16 protein-coding genes are annotated in these 15,911 nt (G+C 58.0%); 12 read left to right on the top strand and 4 right to left on the bottom strand.

What is annotated here, in order from left to right:
- The first annotated feature begins 15 nt into the window (after positions 1 to 15).
- Genes FQ185_RS16495 through FQ185_RS16485 form a run of 3 tightly spaced genes read left to right on the top strand, consistent with a single transcriptional unit; the run spans position 16 to position 2,651 of the window.
- Entirely contained in the window at positions 16 to 999 is a 984-nt protein-coding gene (locus FQ185_RS16495; protein ID WP_178113551.1) for an iron ABC transporter permease, read from the top strand.
- The gene (locus tag FQ185_RS16490; RefSeq protein WP_149418331.1) at positions 999 to 1,766 is read left to right on the top strand and encodes a heme ABC transporter ATP-binding protein; all 768 of its coding nucleotides are present in this window, start codon (positions 999 to 1,001) and stop codon (positions 1,764 to 1,766) included. Before FQ185_RS16495 ends, FQ185_RS16490 begins: the two co-directional genes overlap by 1 nt.
- A gap of 21 nt (positions 1,767 to 1,787) precedes the next feature.
- On the top strand, positions 1,788 to 2,651 hold the full coding sequence (locus FQ185_RS16485) for a ChaN family lipoprotein (protein WP_149418330.1): 864 nt from the start codon (positions 1,788 to 1,790) through the stop codon (positions 2,649 to 2,651).
- Between the two features lie 271 nt (positions 2,652 to 2,922).
- Here the strand turns inward: FQ185_RS16485 and FQ185_RS16480 are convergent, their stop codons facing one another.
- The 3 genes from FQ185_RS16480 to FQ185_RS16470 all read right to left on the bottom strand — a co-directional run bounded on the left by FQ185_RS16480 (position 2,923) and on the right by FQ185_RS16470 (position 5,433).
- The gene (locus FQ185_RS16480; protein ID WP_007971093.1) at positions 2,923 to 3,195 is read right to left on the bottom strand and encodes a TfoX/Sxy family protein; all 273 of its coding nucleotides are present in this window, start codon (positions 3,193 to 3,195) and stop codon (positions 2,923 to 2,925) included.
- Positions 3,196 to 3,440: 245 nt separating this feature from the next.
- On the bottom strand, positions 3,441 to 3,785 hold the full coding sequence (locus FQ185_RS16475) for a pentapeptide repeat-containing protein (protein WP_149418329.1): 345 nt from the start codon (positions 3,783 to 3,785) through the stop codon (positions 3,441 to 3,443).
- A gap of 91 nt (positions 3,786 to 3,876) precedes the next feature.
- Positions 3,877 to 5,433, bottom strand: coding sequence for a bifunctional aminoglycoside phosphotransferase/ATP-binding protein (locus tag FQ185_RS16470; RefSeq protein ID WP_149418328.1), 1,557 nt, complete (start codon positions 5,431 to 5,433; stop codon positions 3,877 to 3,879).
- Between the two features lie 118 nt (positions 5,434 to 5,551).
- Between FQ185_RS16470 and mrcB the strand changes: the two genes are divergently transcribed.
- Genes mrcB through FQ185_RS16455 form a run of 3 tightly spaced genes read left to right on the top strand, consistent with a single transcriptional unit; the run spans position 5,552 to position 8,962 of the window.
- On the top strand, positions 5,552 to 7,876 hold the full coding sequence (mrcB, locus tag FQ185_RS16465) for a penicillin-binding protein 1B (protein ID WP_149418327.1): 2,325 nt from the start codon (positions 5,552 to 5,554) through the stop codon (positions 7,874 to 7,876).
- 16 nt (positions 7,877 to 7,892) lie between these two features.
- Entirely contained in the window at positions 7,893 to 8,627 is a 735-nt protein-coding gene (locus tag FQ185_RS16460; protein ID WP_149418326.1) for a M48 family metallopeptidase, read from the top strand.
- Positions 8,627 to 8,962, top strand: coding sequence for a YqcC family protein (locus FQ185_RS16455; protein ID WP_149418325.1), 336 nt, complete (start codon positions 8,627 to 8,629; stop codon positions 8,960 to 8,962). Before FQ185_RS16460 ends, FQ185_RS16455 begins: the two co-directional genes overlap by 1 nt.
- Before the next feature lie 17 nt (positions 8,963 to 8,979).
- Here the strand turns inward: FQ185_RS16455 and FQ185_RS16450 are convergent, their stop codons facing one another.
- Positions 8,980 to 9,396: a DUF4124 domain-containing protein gene (locus FQ185_RS16450; protein WP_149418324.1), complete on the bottom strand. Its 417-nt coding sequence runs from the start codon at positions 9,394 to 9,396 to the stop codon at positions 8,980 to 8,982.
- A gap of 401 nt (positions 9,397 to 9,797) precedes the next feature.
- Here FQ185_RS16450 and FQ185_RS16445 point away from each other — a divergent pair, with 401 nt between their 5' ends.
- The 6 genes from FQ185_RS16445 to msrQ all read left to right on the top strand — a co-directional run bounded on the left by FQ185_RS16445 (position 9,798) and on the right by msrQ (position 15,780).
- Positions 9,798 to 11,522, top strand: a complete 1,725-nt coding sequence (locus FQ185_RS16445) for an acetolactate synthase 3 large subunit (protein WP_149418323.1) — start codon at positions 9,798 to 9,800, stop codon at positions 11,520 to 11,522.
- Positions 11,523 to 11,524: 2 nt separating this feature from the next.
- The gene (gene ilvN / locus FQ185_RS16440; RefSeq protein WP_003176102.1) at positions 11,525 to 12,016 is read left to right on the top strand and encodes an acetolactate synthase small subunit; all 492 of its coding nucleotides are present in this window, start codon (positions 11,525 to 11,527) and stop codon (positions 12,014 to 12,016) included.
- Between the two features lie 48 nt (positions 12,017 to 12,064).
- On the top strand, positions 12,065 to 13,081 hold the full coding sequence (gene ilvC / locus FQ185_RS16435) for a ketol-acid reductoisomerase (RefSeq protein ID WP_007948647.1): 1,017 nt from the start codon (positions 12,065 to 12,067) through the stop codon (positions 13,079 to 13,081).
- A gap of 144 nt (positions 13,082 to 13,225) precedes the next feature.
- On the top strand, positions 13,226 to 14,083 hold the full coding sequence (pssA, locus tag FQ185_RS16430; protein ID WP_076029747.1) for a CDP-diacylglycerol--serine O-phosphatidyltransferase: 858 nt from the start codon (positions 13,226 to 13,228) through the stop codon (positions 14,081 to 14,083).
- A 63-nt stretch (positions 14,084 to 14,146) separates the two neighbouring features.
- Positions 14,147 to 15,160, top strand: coding sequence for a protein-methionine-sulfoxide reductase catalytic subunit MsrP (gene msrP / locus FQ185_RS16425; RefSeq protein WP_149418322.1), 1,014 nt, complete (start codon positions 14,147 to 14,149; stop codon positions 15,158 to 15,160).
- Positions 15,160 to 15,780, top strand: coding sequence for a protein-methionine-sulfoxide reductase heme-binding subunit MsrQ (msrQ, locus tag FQ185_RS16420; protein ID WP_149418321.1), 621 nt, complete (start codon positions 15,160 to 15,162; stop codon positions 15,778 to 15,780). The genes msrP and msrQ overlap by 1 nt, the downstream gene beginning before the upstream one ends.
- The last annotated feature ends 131 nt before the right edge of the window (positions 15,781 to 15,911 follow it).

Here is a 15,911-nt window from a genome sequence, read left to right as displayed (position 1 = left end):
CTGATCCTGCTGTGTGTGTTGGCCATCTGGCTGTCGTTGGCGCTTGGGCCGGTGAGCTTGCCGTTGTTCGACACCTTGCGTGCAGCCCTGCGGCTAGTGGGTGTACCGATCGCGCCTGACGGGCTGGAGCAGGCCGAGCTGATCCTCGGGCAGATTCGTTTGCCGCGAACCTTGTTGGGTTTGGCCGTGGGAGGGGTGTTGGCACTGTCCGGCGTAGCAATGCAGGGGTTGTTTCGTAATCCCCTGGCGGATCCCGGGCTGGTGGGCGTGTCCAGCGGCGCGGCGTTGGGTGCGGCGATCGCGATTGTCGGTGGTTCTGTTTTCGGCGGCCTGCCTGAAGCCTTCGGGCCGTATTTGTTATCGCTGTGCGCATTTCTCGGCGGGCTCGGTGTGACGGCGTTGGTGTATCGACTGGGCCGGCGTAATGGGCAGACCAACGTCGCAACCATGCTGTTGGCTGGTATCGCCTTGACTGCGCTGGCCGGCTCCGCAGTGGGCCTGTTCACCTATATGGCGGATGACGCGACGCTGCGCACGCTGACGTTCTGGAACCTGGGCAGCCTCAATGGCGCCAGCTATTCGCGGCTCTGGCCGTTGCTGCTGATCACTGTTGGCGTGGCGCTGTGGTTGCCGCGTCGGGCCACGGCCTTGAATGCGTTGTTGCTTGGGGAGTCGGAGGCCGGTCACTTGGGCATCAATGTCGAAGCCCTCAAGCGTGAACTGGTGTTCTGCACGGCACTGGGTGTCGGCGCGGCAGTGGCAGCTGCAGGGATGATCGGGTTTGTCGGTCTGGTGGTGCCGCATCTGGTGCGCCTGTTGGCCGGTCCTGATCATCGGGTGTTGTTGCCGGCTTCGGTGCTGGCGGGTGCCAGTCTGTTGTTGTTCGCCGATCTGGTGGCGCGATTGGCCCTGGCGCCGGCCGAGTTGCCCATCGGGATCGTCACGGCTTTCATCGGTGCGCCGTTCTTTCTGTATTTACTGCTCAGAGGGCGTGCCTGATGTTGCGAACGCAAAATCTGCAAATCCGTCGAGGCCGAAAGATTGTCCTGACCGACATCACGCTTGAGCTCAAACCGGGCGAAGTTCTCGGCGTGCTGGGACCTAATGGTGCCGGTAAAAGCACTTTGCTCGGCGCCTTGTGCGGCGAATTGCAGGCCGATCAAGGGAGTGTCTGGCTCGACGAGCGCCCATTGAGTCATTGGGCCGGAGCGCTACGAGCACAGCGTTTGGCGGTATTGCCGCAGGTGTCGACCCTGGATTTTGCCTTTCGTGTCGAAGAAGTGGTCGGCATGGGCCGCTTGCCGCATCAGAGCGGCCGGGTCCGGGATGATGAAATCGTCTCTGCCGCATTGCACGCTGCCGATGCCGGACATTTGAGTGGCCGCAGCTATCTGGCGTTGTCTGGCGGCGAACGTCAGCGGGTACATCTGGCGCGGGTGCTGGCGCAACTGTGGCCGGGTAAAGCGGGGCAAACGCTGTTGCTCGACGAACCGACTTCGATGCTTGACCCGCTGCACCAACACACCACCTTGCAAGCGGTGCGCGAATTTGCGAATCGCGGCGCAGCGGTGTTGGTGATCTTGCATGATCTGAACCTGGCGGCGCGCTATTGTGATCGCCTGTTACTGCTCGAAGGCGGGCGCCCCGTGGCGCTCGATACCCCCGAACAGGTGTTGCGCCCGGAACCGCTCAAGGCGGTGTTCGGGCTCGAAGTGTTGGTGCAGCAGCACCCGGAGCGTGGGCATCCGCTGATCATCGCCCGCTGAGTTTTCTATAGGGATGAGCGTATGCGTGGGATTTTCCTTCTGGCCTTGCTGTTGCTGAGTGCCTGCCAGCATGTTGCGGCGCCGCCCCCGATCACCGGCGAGATTCGGGACTTGCGCAGCGGTCAGACCCTGACGGCGCAGGAGCTGATTGTGCGATTGGCCAAACCCTCGCGGCTGATCGTGGGTGAGCAGCATGACAATCACGATCACCATGAACTGCAACTGTGGTTGTTGCAGTCGCTGGGGGAGCGTCGGCCTCAAGGCAGCCTGCTACTGGAAATGCTCACGCCGGATCAACAAGTGCGCGTCGACGACGTTCGCAAGGCCTCGACGCCACCCGCGGATTTGCCCGGTGCATTGGCCTGGCAGTCTGGCTGGGACTGGAACCTGTACGGGCCGATCATGCGTTTCGCCCTGGCCGAACCGTCCCCGTTGCTGGCGGCCAATCTGGACACGCTTGAAGTCCGTACGTTCTACGCTAATCCGCCGACATTGAGCGGTACTCGCACCAATGCAGCTTCAGTCAAGGACGAGTTGCTGGAGCAAATCAATGACTCTCACTGTGGTCTGCTGCCCACATCGCAAATGCCGGCGATGCTGGCAGTCCAGCAGCAACGAGACCGGCGGATGGCCGAGCGGTTGCTGGCGGCACCGACCCCTTCATTGCTGTTTGCCGGTGGTTACCACGCACGCAAGGATGTCGGGGTACCGATCCATGTGCTCGATCTTGGAGAGCCCGGCGCGCCAATGGTGTTGATGTTGGCGCAGCAGGGCGGCGAGGTCACGGCAGCGATGGCCGATTACGTCTGGTATACGCCTGCCACACCTGCACCGGATTACTGCGCGCAGATGCGCAAACAGTTCGGCAAACAGGCAGATGGATAAACAGACCGACGACTTTTCCACAGGCAAAAAAAGACCCGGCAAGAGCCGGGTCAAATAACCGTGATTAGCCTGATGAGGAGATATCTGAGAGTCCGAACCAAGGGCTTTCAAAATATCGACCAGTCTCGCGACCAGTTGTGATAATCATAGCGATTCTCATTACCAAGTCAACCGCTGATTTCTCATTTATTTGAAATACGTCGTTTGCTTGGTCGAAACCCTTGTACTCATTGGGCTTCAGCCTGTATTGGCACAGAGCCCCTGTGCCCGTTCAATTCTTGTGGCGTGACGAGATAGCTTCCAGCTGTTTATTCAAGGCTTCCTTGCGCTCGGCGGGAATGTCGTTCCAGTGCACATCCATCAGGGCACCTTCGATCGCATACAACAACACCTTGGACGCTCGAAACCCGCGCGTGCGCACGGCCCGATATGCATCCACCGCCCCCAGGCGACGCAAGTCCGAGGCACTGTGGATGCCCACGGCATGCAGCCACTGCGCTGACGTCTTGCCAAGATTCTTCAGGTGTTGCAGTTCATCATTCATCAAGCCTCCTTGCGACGGCCGAACGGTGCGTGGACGAGCTTCTCAGGAGTGTAGCCATCAGTAGGAAAAGCGTGATTGTTTGGTCGGTTTCGACGCAAATGCTTCTAAGAGGCCAGACCCCGAAGCTGCGTAAAAGTCCGCAAGCACGGTAGGAAGAGAGGGCAGTGGAATCAGGTTTTCAGGCAGAATTTGCCCAGAGTCCAGCGCAAGGCGGGGGCGCCGAACTTGTCAGTCAAAGGTCGCTTTTAGCGGGTGCGATAACGCAGGCGTGTACCGAAATTCATCGACATCAGGATCTCGTCAGCACTCAGCTCTGGCGGAAAGTAGGCGCCGGAGATCTGCGCGTGAGCCAGGCTTGCGCCTTCCAGGGATGAGTTGCGAAAGTCGATGCCGCGCAAATCGGCTGAGCGGAAATAGGCATTGGTAAAGTCGACGCCGTCGGCATTCAACTCACGCAGGTCCAAACCGCGGAAATCGCCACCGACCATGTCGATAGGTCCGTCTTTGGGGCGCTCGTTGTTGAAACCTGTGATGTCGTCTTTGTGCAGCAAGGCAAAAAGCGGGGTGTCGAGAAGTTTGGGCTGGCTCATGTCACATCACCTGTTGGTTTTATGACGCCAGTATAGTGCCACTATTTGGTAGCCGTGAAGCCGGCGAAGGCTTCACGGCTGAAATAGTTTCTTACAGACCCGGCAGGCGCTGACGAATCTGTGCAACGACTGTGTCGAGGGTTCCGCTTTCGTTGGTCTGAACGCGTTTGCTGCAAAGAATTTCTGCTGGCGTCAAGGCCTCACGAGTGGCTTGCTGGGTTTCGATAACGGCCAGGTTGGCATCGGACGGGTCCTTCTTGTCTGCCTGTCGCAGGGCCAGCCAGCTTTCGATCACCGCTTGCGGTGCATTGCAATCGAGTATCAGGAACGGCGCGCCGGTGGCTTCGGCGATTTTCGCCGCGCCGTCACGCTGGTCGCGTTTGAGGTAAGTCGCGTCGACCACCACCGGGAAACCAGCATGCAGTATCACGCCGGCAATTTCGTGCAGGCGGGTGTATGTGGCGGCGCTGGCGTCTGCGCTATAGATGCCGGCCTGAGGATCGTTTGGCACGGTTTGTTCGCCGAACAGACGTTTGCGTTCCACATCGGAACGCAGGCGAATCGCGCCCAACGCTTCCACCAGGCGCATGGCGACGCGGCTCTTGCCGACGGCGGAAACACCGTGGGTGATTGCCATGAAGCGCGAAGGAATGGTGCTGTAGCTTTCCGCCAGGTTGGCGTAATTGCGGTACTGGCGCAGGGTGGTGGCGCGTTGTACCGGGTCGGCCGCGGCCGGCATGCTGAACAGGCTGACCTTGGCGCGAACCAGTGCGCGATAGGCTTTATAGAAGTTCAGCAACTCAAGGCCCTGGTAATCGCCGGTCAGTTCCAGGTACTGGCTGATGAAGCGGCGCGCCAGGCTTTTCAGGCCGCGGTCTTCAAGGTCCATGGCCAGGAAACCGGTGTCGGCATAAACGTCGGTAAAGCGGAACGGTTCGTTGAACTCGATGCAGTCGAAGATCACGACCTTGCCGTCGATCACGGTGGCGTTGCCCAGGTGAATGTCGCCGTGGCATTCGCGGATGAAGCCATCGGCCTTGCGCTGGGTGAATAGCGGCTTGAGGCGTTCGAAGCTGCTTTCGGCCCAGGCTTGCAGAGCGTCGAGTTGCAGCAGGTCAGCCTTGTCGTTGAGGAACGGGCGGATCTGTTCGAAGTTCTGGCGTACCGGCGCCATCACGCTGTCGGGGGTGCCGGCTTCATGTTCGGCAGGTACTTTTGGCGCGGAGAGGTGAAACTGAGCGATTTGTGCGGCCATCTCGTCGATGTGCGCAGTGGTCAATTCGCCGTTGGCTTGTAGGGTGCTGAGTAACCCGCCCTGTGGGAATTGACGCATTTTCAGCGCGTAATCGATGACCGGACCATCGCCAGCCAGTTGTGGGGCTTCGGCGCTGCCGGTGATCGGTAACACTTCGAGATACAAATCCTGGGTCAGGCGCTGGTTCAAACGCAGCTCTTCGCCGCAGAAATGTTCGCGAGCGTCGAGGTTGGTGAAGTCCAGGAAGCCGAAGTTCACAGGTTTCTTCACTTTATAAGCAAAGGGACCGGTGAGGATCACCCAGGAGATATGGGTTTCGATGACCTGGAACCCGTCTACGGGATGCGGGTAGAGGGCCGGGTTTTGCAGGGCGGCGATCAGGGACTGGCTCACAGGCGATCCTTCAGAGACTGGGGAAAATTCACGGCCGCCATTATGGCCGCAAGTCCGCCTGACGCAAACCTCGGAGGGCTCCTGTTGAGTATGAATAAAGTGCGTATAATCCGCCGCCATGACTCGTACTCGATCCTCCCGTACCCCAAAAAAACCACCTTCCAGGGGCCTGCGCCCCTGGCTGGGCTGGGCCCTTAAACTTAGTCTGGTCGGCCTTGTGGTGCTCGCCGGGTTCGCGGTTTACCTCGACGCTATCGTCCAGGAGAAGTTCTCCGGCAAGCGCTGGACCATCCCGGCGAAGGTGTATGCGCGCCCGCTCGAGCTGTTTACCGGCCAGAAGTTGAGCAAGGAAGACTTCCTCACCGAGCTCGACGCCTTGGGCTACCGACGCGAAGCCGTGAGCAATGGCCCCGGCGCGGCGGCGGTCAGTGGCAACACCGTCGACTTGAATACCCGTGGCTTCCAGTTCTATGAAGGCCTGGAGAAACCCCAGCCTGTGCGCGTGCGGTTCTCCGGCGACTACGTGGCCCAACTTTCGGCGACCAACGGTTCGAAGCTTTCTGTGGTGCGCCTTGAGCCGCTGCTGATCGGCGGGATTTACCCGAAAAACCTCGAAGATCGCATTCTGATCAAAATCGATCAGGTCCCGCCCTATCTGCTGGAAACCCTGGTGGCCGTGGAAGACCGGGATTTCTATAGCCATTGGGGGGTGTCGCCCAAGTCGATTGCCCGCGCCGTCTACGTCAACACCTCTGGCGGCAAGATGACCCAGGGCGGCAGTACGCTGACGCAACAGTTGGTCAAGAATTTCTACCTGACCAGCGAACGCAGCCTGACCCGTAAACTCACCGAAGCCATGATGGCGATGTTGCTTGAGCTGCATTACGACAAGCGAGAGATTCTTGAGGCTTACCTCAATGAAGTGTTCGTCGGTCAGGATGGCCAGCGCGCAGTGCATGGCTTCGGCTTGGCAAGCCAGTTTTTCTTCGGGCAACCGTTGTCCGAGCTGAAACTGCATCAAGTCGCAATGCTGGTGGGCATGGTCAAGGGACCGTCCTATTACAACCCGCGTCGCAACCCTGAACGGGCGCTTGAGCGGCGCAATCTCGTGCTCGATGTACTTGAGCAACAAGGCGTTGCCACCGCCGAGCAGATCGCTGCCGCGAAGAAAATGCCACTGGGTGTGACGACTCGCGGCAAGCTGGCGGATAGCTCGTTCCCAGGCTTTCTCGACCTGGTTAAACGTCAGCTGCGCGAAGACTATCGCGACGAAGACTTGACCGAAGAAGGTCTGCGGATCTTCACCAGTTTCGACCCGATCCTGCAGATGAAAGCCGAGGCGTCGGTCAACGACACCTTCAAGCGACTGTCCGGGCGCAAGGGTTCCGATGAGGTTGAAGCGGCCATGGTCGTGACCAACCCGGAAACCGGCGAAGTCCAGGCCATGATCGGTAGCCGTCAGGCGAGTTTTGCCGGCTTCAACCGGGCGCTGGATGCTGTACGACCGATCGGTTCGTTGATCAAGCCGGCGGTTTATCTGACAGCCCTTGAGAAGCCGAGCCAGTACACATTGACCAGTTGGCTGTCGGACGATTCCTTCTCGGTCAAAGGCGCGGACGGTCAGGTCTGGAAACCGCAGAACTATGACCGCCGTTCCCATGGCACGGTTTTCCTCTATCAGGGCCTGGCGCATTCCTACAACCTGTCGACCGCGCGTCTCGGGTTGGCGGTGGGCGTACCGAATGTCCTGAAAACCCTGGCGCGTTTGGGTGTCAGTCGAGAATTTCCGGCATTCCCGTCGATGTTGCTGGGCGCTGGCGGTCTGACGCCTATCGAAGTGGCGACCATGTACCAGACACTCGCCAACGGCGGTTTTAATACGCCGATGCGCGGGATCCGTAGTGTATTGACCGCCGAAGGTGAACCGCTCAAGCGTTATCCGTTCCAGATTCAGCAGCGTTTCGATCCGGCCTCTATTTACCTGATTCAGAGCGCGATGCAGCGGGTCATGCGTGAAGGTACCGGTAGTTCGGTTTACAACGTGTTGCCGAAAACCCTGACCCTGGCCGGCAAGACCGGCACCAGTAACGATTCGCGGGACAGCTGGTTCGCCGGTTTCAGTCAGGACTTGCTGGCGGTGGTCTGGCTGGGTCGCGATGATAACGGCAAGACACCGTTCACCGGTGCCACTGGCGCGTTGCAGGTCTGGACCAGTTTCATGCGCAAGGCCGATCCGTTGCCGCTGGACATGCCGCAGCCAGACAACATTGTTCAGGCCTGGGTTGATTCGCGCACGGGACAAGGCTCTGATGCCAGCTGCCCAGGCGCCGTGCAGATGCCGTATATTCGCGGCAGCGAACCGCCTCCCGGCGCCGCTTGCGGTGGCGAAAGCCCTGTTTCCGGCGAAACGGTGATGGATTGGGTCAAGGGCTGGATGAATTAAGCAAAGAGGGTTTCAAGTGAACAAGTGGTTGATTCCAGCGGTTACCGCCGTGGCTTTGCTCAGCGGTTGCTCCTCCGTACAACGCGGGTCGATTCCGGTTGTGGATTCCGGTAGCGCCGTATCGAACAGTGAACGGGTTTCGGCGAATGGCGGTTACCGTCAGACGACGACTAAACGTCCTGTGCAAGCCCAGACTCAGGCGATTCCGCAAGGCGATACCGGCGTGGTTGTGATGGTGCCAGGTGGCGGCGCAGTGGCGTCTGCCCCCATCAGCACTACGCCGATCACGCCAGGCCCGATTACCCCGGGGCCGATCTATACTTCGCCGGTACAGTCGGCGCCGGTCAATCAGGGCAGCTACAGCATGCCGTCGACGCCGAGCGGGATTCCCTCGGCCAATTCCGGTGGACTGTCTGCCGACGAGCAACTGGACGGCCCGGTATTGGCGCTGTTGACCACCGCTCAGCAGCAACAGGCTGGCGGCGACCTCAACGGTGCTTCCTCCAGCCTCGAGCGCGCCCAACGCGTCGCGCCGCGTGAACCACAAGTGCTCTATCGTCTGGCTCAAGTCCGCATGGCTCAAGGCGATGCACCACAGGCCGAGCAGTTCGCTCGTCGTGGTCTGACTTTCGCCAACGGTCGTCCGGCACTTCAGGCCAGCCTGTGGGAATTGATCGCCCAAGCCCGTGAGAAGCAGGGTGATTCCGCTGGCGCAGCATTGGCCCGTCAGAAGGCCAAGGTATCGCTGTGATGGACGCACGTTTTCCGAAGATTGCCGAGCAGTTGTTGCTGATCGAACGAGAGCTGCGCATTCAAGGTTGGTGGGACGAAGTCTCGCCCTCCGCTGAAGCACTTTCCAGCGTCGAGCCATTCTCGGTTGATACGCTGGATTTTGAGCAGTGGCTGCAATGGATCTTCCTGCCGCGCATGAAAGCGATCCTCGAACAGGACCTGCCATTGCCCAACGCATCGGGGATTCAGGAGATGGCCGAAATGGTCTTCGCTGCCCGCAATGTCCAAGGCAAGGATCGGCAATTGCAGGTTTTGCTCAAAGAGTTCGATCTGCTGATTACCGCCTCCCGCTGAATCGGAACTGCCAGTGCCTACTGGCAGTTATTCGCAATCTGTTTCTGTGCCTCGCCAATGCGTTCCTGACGTTGCTGGTCGGTCAGGCGGCGCATCTCACCTTCAACTTCCTCTCGCAGTCGCGGATTATTCTGCAATTGAGCCAGGTTCGTTCGCGCCTGTTCGCAGAACACCTTTAGCTGGGTTTGCTGCTCGGCGACCTGTTTTTTTACTTTCTTGTCGATAGCTTGTTGATCGCCAATGGCACTGCTGCGTGGCGGCGGGGGCTGGTTGCCGGCAGGCGGGGAAGGCGTGATCACGGTGGTGGCTTCCCGACCTTGCGGCGGATGGGCGTCGAAGTGGGTAACGCCCTGGGCGTCGACCCATTTGTAGATCTGGCCTGCCATGCATAAAGGGCTGATCAGCAGACTGACCATGAAGAAGATCGTTCGCATGCCATTTCCTTGTCATGGGTTGCGCAATTGAAGCTAACACAGTTGCTGTTTAGCGGTTTTTTCTTGCTTTCTCATGTGCTTAGTTCAATAAAGCACATAGACGACTTGACTTGGAGAGGACGAAACAGAAGAATCCAAAGTCCGCTGTAGAGGGACTGCCAGAAGCAGGCCCGCTCAGCAGATCATGAGGCGCACATCCGCGCCGACCTGTTACACCCGCAACGCGTTACCTCGCGCTGGGTGGGAAAGACCCGCAACACTTGGGACGATCCCAATACTTGCTCAGTCAGTGCTGACGTAGTCGGCGACCACCGTCGCTCATGCTCTGCTGAGAAGTAAACCTATTAAGACCCGTCCCCTTTTTTTGCGGACGGTATTCTGGCGTTTTAGAGGTGAACAACGTGGAGCTTTTATCTGGCGGTGAGATGCTCGTCCGCTTTTTGCGTGACGAAGGCGTCAAATATATCTACGGGTACCCGGGTGGTGCTCTTCTTCATGTCTACGATGCCCTGTTCAAAGAACCGGAAGTGACCCACATTCTGGTTCGTCACGAGCAGGCTGCGACCCATATGGCTGACGGCTATGCCCGTGCCACCGGTAAAGCCGGTGTGGTACTGGTGACCTCCGGCCCGGGCGCAACCAACGCCATCACCGGTATTGCCACGGCCTACATGGACTCCATTCCGATGGTGGTCATTTCCGGCCAGGTGCCTAGCACCATGGTGGGCACCGATGCGTTCCAGGAAACCGACATGATCGGTATCTCCCGGCCAATCGTGAAGCACAGCTTCATGATCAAGCACGCCTCGGAAATCCCGGAAATCATGAAGAAAGCGTTCTACCTGGCGCAATCCGGTCGTCCTGGTCCGGTCGTTGTCGATATCCCGAAAGACATGACCAACCCGGCCGAGAAGTTCGAATACATCTTCCCGAAAAAAGCCAAGCTGCGTTCCTACAGCCCGGCCGTTCGCGGTCACTCCGGGCAAATCCGCAAGGCAGCAGAAATGCTCCTGGCGGCCAAGCGTCCTGTGATGTACGCAGGCGGCGGTGTGATTCTCGGTGGTGGCTCCGCGCCGCTGACCGAGCTGGCGAAGATGCTCAACCTGCCCGTGACCAATACCCTGATGGGGCTGGGTGCCTATCCTGGCACCGACCGTCAGTTTATCGGCATGCTCGGCATGCACGGCAGCTACACCGCTAACCTGGCGATGCACCATGCCGACGTGATCCTTGCAGTCGGCGCTCGTTTCGACGACCGCGTGATCAACGGCCCGGCCAAGTTCTGCCCGAATGCCAAGATCATTCATATCGACATCGACCCGGCTTCGATCTCCAAGACCATCAAGGCCGACGTACCTATCGTTGGCCCGGTCGAGAGTGTCCTGACCGAGATGGTCGCGATCCTCAAGGAAATCGGCGAGACCCCGAACAAGGAGTCCGTTGCCAGTTGGTGGAAGCAAGTTGATGAGTGGCGCGGTGATCGCGGCCTGTTCCCTTATGACAAGGGCGACGGCAGCGTCATCAAGCCGCAGACCGTGATCGAAACCCTGTGCGAAGTCACCAAGGGCGATGCCTTTGTAGCCTCCGACGTGGGCCAGCACCAAATGTTTGCGGCGCAGTACTACACGTTCAACAAGCCGAACCGCTGGATCAACTCCGGTGGCTTGGGCACCATGGGCTTCGGTTTTCCGGCGGCCATGGGCATCAAGCTGAGCTTCCCGGATGATGACGTCGCCTGCGTAACAGGCGAGGGCAGCATCCAGATGAACATTCAGGAACTGTCGACCTGCCTGCAATACGGTTTGCCGGTAAAAATCGTCATCCTGAACAACGGTGTTCTGGGTATGGTTCGCCAGTGGCAAGACATGAGCTATGGCAGCCGTCACTCGCACTCCTACATGGAATCGCTGCCTGATTTCGTCAAGCTGGCAGAGGCCTATGGTCACGTCGGCATGCGCATCACCGACTCGAAAGATTTGAAGACGAAGATGGAGGAAGCGTTTGCCATGAAAGATCGTCTGGTGATCATCGATGTTTCGGTCGACACCAGCGAGCACGTCTACCCGATGCAGATCAAAGACGGCTCCATGCGCGATATGTGGCTGAGCAAGACGGAGCGTACATAATCATGCGGCACATTATTTCCTTGCTTCTGGAAAACGAACCTGGCGCTCTGTCTCGTGTAGTCGGCCTGTTCTCGCAGCGCAACTACAACATCGAAAGCCTCACCGTGGCCCCAACCGAAGACCCGACTCTGTCGCGTCTGACGCTGACCACAGTCGGCCACGATGAAGTTATCGAACAGATCACCAAGAACCTGAACAAACTGATCGAAGTGGTCAAGCTGGTCGACCTGTCGGAAAGTGCTCACATCGAGCGCGAACTGATGCTGGTCAAGGTCAAGGCTACCGGCGCCCAGCGCGCCGAGATCAAACGCACTACCGATATTTATCGTGGGCAGATCGTCGATGTCAGCGCTAGCGTGTATACCGTTCAACTGACCGGTACCAGCGACAAGCTCGACAGCTTCATTCAGTCCATTGGCACCGCCTCGATTCTGGAAACCGTCCGCAGCGGCGTAACCGGTATTGCCCGCGGCGACAAAGTACTCAGCATCTAAACCAAATTAGCGAATGGCCTGAACGGCCTGGATATATAGGGGAATTTTATGAAAGTTTATTACGAAAAAGACTGCGACCTGTCGATCATCCAGGGCAAGAAAGTTGCCATCATCGGTTACGGTTCCCAAGGCCACGCTCAAGCGTGCAACCTGAAAGACTCCGGCGTTGACGTTACTGTTGGTCTGCGCAAAGGTTCGGCGACTGTTGCCAAGGCCGAAGCTCACGGCCTGAAAGTGACCGACGTTGCTTCCGCTGTTGCGGCTGCCGACCTGGTCATGATCCTGACCCCGGACGAGTTCCAGTCTGCCCTGTACAAAAACGAAATCGAGCCGAACATCAAGAAAGGCGCCACTCTGGCGTTCTCCCACGGCTTCGCGATCCACTACAACCAGGTTGTTCCGCGCGCTGACCTCGACGTGATCATGATCGCGCCGAAAGCACCGGGTCACACCGTGCGTTCCGAGTTCGTCAAAGGCGGTGGTATCCCTGACCTGATCGCTATCTATCAGGATGCTTCCGGCAACGCCAAAAACGTTGCGCTGTCCTACGCCGCTGGCGTTGGTGGCGGTCGTACCGGCATCATCGAAACCACCTTCAAGGACGAGACCGAAACCGACCTGTTCGGCGAGCAAGCTGTTCTGTGCGGCGGTACCGTTGAGCTGGTTAAAGCCGGTTTCGAAACTCTGGTTGAAGCTGGCTACGCGCCGGAAATGGCCTACTTCGAATGCCTGCACGAACTGAAGCTGATCGTTGACCTCATGTACGAAGGCGGTATCGCCAACATGAACTACTCGATCTCCAACAACGCTGAATACGGCGAGTACGTGACCGGTCCGGAAGTGATCAACGCCGAATCTCGTCAGGCCATGCGCAACGCCCTGAAACGTATTCAGGACGGCGAATACGCCAAGATGTTCATCAGCGAAGGCGCTACCGGCTATCCTTCGATGACCGCCAAGCGTCGTAACAACGCCGCTCACGGTATCGAAATCATCGGCGAGCAACTGCGCTCCATGATGCCGTGGATCGGTGCCAACAAGATCGTCGACAAAGCTAAAAACTAAGTCGCACACTTGTACGAAAAACGCGGCCTAGGCCGCGTTTTTTCGTTTGGGTGGCTGGTTCTGGTATAAAGCTGCATCGTTTGCGGCCGAACCGTCGTCCCAGACACCTGTCCAAACTTTCCACCCTGTTGCAAGGTAATGTCCATGAGCGAACGTCCCGAAGAGCCAAACCAGGCTTCTGACGCCGAAAGCCTGCTGCCCATCGATGAACACATCGAGGAAGGGCATGACGCTGAAGGTCGTAAAGTCCGGCATCGTGGTATCTATCTTCTGCCGAATCTGTTTACCACTGCGAATCTGTTCGCAGGGTTTTACTCCATCATCAATTCGATGAGCGCCCAGAGCGCCTTGAGTGCCGGTGATTCGATTGGTGCAAGCAAGTATTTTGCTTTTGCAGCGATCGCGATTTTTGTCGCCATGGTGCTCGACGGCCTCGATGGTCGCGTTGCCCGTATGACCAATACCCAGAGTGCTTTTGGTGCCGAGTACGACTCGTTGTCGGACATGGTCGCCTTTGGTGTCGCGCCGGCATTGCTGGCGTTCGGTTGGGCGTTGGGCGACATGGGTAAGGTCGGCTGGATGGTTGCCTTCATTTATGTAGCCGGTGCAGCGCTGCGTCTGGCGCGTTTCAATACCCAGGTCGGTACCGCGGACAAGCGCTACTTCATCGGTCTCGCCAGCCCGGCTGCCGCAGGCGTGGTCGCGGGTATTGTCTGGGCATTCAGTGATTACGGCATCCAGGGTTCCAAGATGTCTTTCCTGGTGGCGCTGATGGTTGCGGCTGCCGGGATGCTGATGGTCAGCAACATCAAGTACAACAGCTTCAAGGAGCTGGACTTGAAAGGTCGTGTGCCTTTCGTGGCCATTCTCGCCGTGGTGTTGGTATTTGCCGTTGTTTTCAGCGATCCGCCGCGCATTCTGCTGCTGGTGTTCCTCGCTTATGCGGCTTCCGGCCCGGTGCAATACTTGTTGCGCCTTCGTCGGCACAAAAAAGCCGAGTGATGTAATTTCCCTCATACTCCGCAGTCTATGGGTGCATCTGTCCTCCAATGCTGCGGAGTTGTCATGCTGATCAAAGTCCCTAAAGCGTCTGACTGCCATGAGTCGGACGTCACGCCTGAATCCTTCTATCTATCTCGTCGCAATGTTCTCGGTGCCGCCGTTGCCGGTTTGGCCGTGAGCAGCCTGCCGAGTTGGGCCTCTGCCGACGATGCTGCGCGTTATCCAGATGTCGAGCCTGGCACGGCGCCTTCCTGGCTTACCGAAAAACTGCCTGCTACCAAATGGGGAGCGGTCAACGTCAAGGATGAGGCAATCACGCCATTCAAGGACGCGACCCATTACAACAACTTCTATGAGTTCGGCACCGATAAAGGTGATCCTGCCGCCAACGCCGGCGCGCTGAAAACCGAACCTTGGAGTGTGGTGGTGGATGGGGAGGTGGGCAGGCCGGGACGGTACGCACTGGAAGACTTCATGAAGCCTTATCAGTTGGAGGAGCGTATTTACCGTCTTCGCTGTGTAGAGGCTTGGTCGATGGTCATTCCATGGATCGGATTTCCCATCTCGGCCTTGCTCAAGGAAGTTGAGCCGACGTCCAATGCCAAATTCATTCGCTTCGAAACCCTGGAAGATCCCAAGAGCATGCCAGGGCAACGTTCCGGTTTTGCCTTGATCGATTGGCCATATGTAGAAGGGCTGCGCCTGGATGAGGCGATGAATCCGTTGGCGATTCTTGCCGTGGGTATGTACGGGCGGGAGTTGCCTAATCAGAACGGCGCGCCTCTGCGTTTGGTGGTGCCGTGGAAATACGGTTTCAAGAGCATCAAATCCATCGTGCGGATCAGCTTGGTGAGTGAGCAGCCGAAAACCACCTGGCAGAGTATTGCTGCAGATGAGTACGGCTTCTATGCGAACGTGAATCCTGCAGTCGATCATCCGCGCTGGACGCAGGCTCGGGAGCGGCGTCTGCCGAGTGGATTGTTCAAACCCAATGTGCGGGATACGCAGATGTTCAATGGCTACTCGGATGAAGTCGCCTCCTTATATGCAGGGCTCGATTTGCGGAAGAACTACTGATGCGATTTCCGTTTTGGCGAATTGGCGTCTTTATAGCTGCTGCGGTCTGGCCGCTGCTTTGGTTGTATCAGGCCTGGGAGGATGTGCTGGGGCCTGATCCGGGCAAGGTGCTGGTTGACCGGTTGGGGCTGGGGACGCTTGTTCTGCTGCTCGTTACGTTAAGCATGACACCTGTTCAGAAGCTTACCGGTTGGGCAGGGTGGGTTGCTGTCCGGCGGCAACTGGGGTTGTGGTGCTTCGCTTATGTGGTTTTGCATTTGAGTGGGTATACGGCGTTCATCCTCGGCTTTGATTGGTCGCAGTTGGGTGTCGAGTTGCGCAAACGGCCGTACATTATTGTCGGGACGCTTGGGTTTCTGTGTTTATTGGCCTTGGCGCTGACCTCAAATCGCTATAGTCAGCGGCGTTTGGGTTCTAGCTGGAAGAAATTACATCGTCTTGCCTATGTGGTTCTCGGGCTTGGATTGCTGCATATGTTGTGGATCGTGCGCGCTGATCTTAAGGAGTGGGCGGTTTACGCCTCTATAGGTGCATTGCTATTAGTGTTGCGACTACCCCCTGTAACCCGCCGAATCCCACGATTAATAGCCAAAAAGACACCTTCTGCACGAAAAGCGTAATTAAGGGTTGACGGCAGATTCTGGAAGTCTATAATTCGCCCCACTTCCGGCGCAGTCGAAACGGAAAACTCCTTGGTAAACAAAGAGTTACGCAGTTTTCGGCAGTGAGTTGCTTCAGGTCATCGAAGCCC

This window comes from Pseudomonas sp. ANT_H12B, assembly GCF_008369325.1.
GTDB lineage: Bacteria > Pseudomonadota > Gammaproteobacteria > Pseudomonadales > Pseudomonadaceae > Aquipseudomonas.
This window is presented reverse-complemented; position numbering and strand designations above follow the sequence as displayed.

Excerpts from the sequence above, each read along its gene's own strand:
- msrQ (WP_149418321.1), top strand. The coding sequence starts at position 15,160 with ATGCGATTTCCGTTTTGGCGAATTGGCGTCTTTATAGCTGCTGCGGTC.
- FQ185_RS16480 (WP_007971093.1), bottom strand. The coding sequence starts at position 3,195 with ATGAATGATGAACTGCAACACCTGAAGAATCTTGGCAAGACGTCAGCG.
- FQ185_RS16455 (WP_149418325.1), top strand. The coding sequence starts at position 8,627 with ATGGACGCACGTTTTCCGAAGATTGCCGAGCAGTTGTTGCTGATCGAA.
- ilvN (WP_003176102.1), top strand. The coding sequence starts at position 11,525 with ATGCGGCACATTATTTCCTTGCTTCTGGAAAACGAACCTGGCGCTCTG.
- pssA (WP_076029747.1), top strand. The coding sequence starts at position 13,226 with ATGAGCGAACGTCCCGAAGAGCCAAACCAGGCTTCTGACGCCGAAAGC.
- ilvC (WP_007948647.1), top strand. The coding sequence starts at position 12,065 with ATGAAAGTTTATTACGAAAAAGACTGCGACCTGTCGATCATCCAGGGC.
- FQ185_RS16490 (WP_149418331.1), top strand. The coding sequence starts at position 999 with ATGTTGCGAACGCAAAATCTGCAAATCCGTCGAGGCCGAAAGATTGTC.
- msrP (WP_149418322.1), top strand. The coding sequence starts at position 14,147 with ATGCTGATCAAAGTCCCTAAAGCGTCTGACTGCCATGAGTCGGACGTC.
- FQ185_RS16475 (WP_149418329.1), bottom strand. The coding sequence starts at position 3,785 with ATGAGCCAGCCCAAACTTCTCGACACCCCGCTTTTTGCCTTGCTGCAC.
- FQ185_RS16485 (WP_149418330.1), top strand. The coding sequence starts at position 1,788 with ATGCGTGGGATTTTCCTTCTGGCCTTGCTGTTGCTGAGTGCCTGCCAG.
- FQ185_RS16450 (WP_149418324.1), bottom strand. The coding sequence starts at position 9,396 with ATGCGAACGATCTTCTTCATGGTCAGTCTGCTGATCAGCCCTTTATGC.
- mrcB (WP_149418327.1), top strand. The coding sequence starts at position 5,552 with ATGACTCGTACTCGATCCTCCCGTACCCCAAAAAAACCACCTTCCAGG.